Consider the following 609-nt stretch of genomic DNA (forward strand, 5'->3'; position numbering starts at 1 on the left):
TCGGCTGAGACAAATTGCTCCTCTCCATGAAGCAGATTACCCAGCTGATTGAGGTCATGCTCGTTGGCCGCGGTGGTGACCAGGCTGTGGGTCAGGCCACTCTTGGCATCGACACCAATGTGGGCCTTCATGCCAAAGTGCCACTGATTGCCTTTCTTGGTCTGATGCATCTCCGGATCGCGTTGCTGCTCTTTGTTCTTGGTAGAGCTGGGTGCCTCAATGATGGTGGCATCCACCAAAGTGCCTTGGGTCATCATGACGCCTGCTTCGGCCAGCCAGCGATTGATGGTCTTGAACAATTGACGGGCCAGTTGATGCTGCTCGAGCAGGTGGCGGAAATTCATGATGGTGGTGCGATCCGGCAGGGCGCTATCCAGGGATAATCGGGCAAACAGGCGCATGGAGGCGATTTCGTACAGGGCATCTTCCATGGCACCGTCGCTCAGGTTGTACCAATGCTGCATGCAGTGAATACGCAGCATGGTCTCCAGCGGATAGGGCCGTCGGCCATTGCCCGCCTTGGGATAAAACGGCTCGATGACTTCCACCATGTTTTGCCATGGCAGAATCTGCTCCATGCGGGAGAGGAAAATCTCTTTTCGGGTCTGA

General features: G+C 55.7%; 1 pseudogene. It reads right to left on the minus strand.

Features of this window, described 5'->3' with window-relative positions:
• Window positions 1–609, minus strand: a pseudogene (locus G3R49_RS19955) (IS5-like element IS5 family transposase); the annotation flags it as partial.

The organism is Shewanella sp. WXL01 (assembly GCF_012263345.1).
GTDB classification, from domain to species: domain Bacteria; phylum Pseudomonadota; class Gammaproteobacteria; order Enterobacterales; family Shewanellaceae; genus Shewanella; species Shewanella maritima.